Source organism: Microbacterium sp. GbtcB4 (assembly GCF_019091465.1).
Lineage (GTDB): Bacteria > Actinomycetota > Actinomycetes > Actinomycetales > Microbacteriaceae > Microbacterium > Microbacterium paraoxydans.
On record NZ_JAGXJJ010000598.1, the window covers coordinates 1 to 235 of the forward strand.

Sequence of the window (235 nt, forward strand, 5' to 3'; positions counted from 1 at the left end):
GACGCCGGTGTAGAAATCGACGTTGGGGTACAGGCGACGCTCCTTGAAGTAGTCGTCCTGCAGGGCGATCTGCTCGAGCTCCTTGGCGAGGTCGAGCAGCGGGTCGCTGACGCCCAGGGCCTCGAGCACCTCGTCGGCGGCCTCCTTGACGAGCTTCGCGCGCGGGTCGTAGTTCTTGTAGACCCGGTGGCCGAAGCCCATGAGCTTGACGCCCTCTTCCTTGTTCTTCACCCGC

Annotated in this window: 1 protein-coding gene; it reads right to left on the minus strand. The window is 64.7% G+C overall.

What is annotated here, in order from left to right:
- The coding region (locus tag KVS71_RS18955; RefSeq protein WP_302677831.1) for a citrate/2-methylcitrate synthase at positions 1–235 on the minus strand (235 nt) is incomplete at both ends.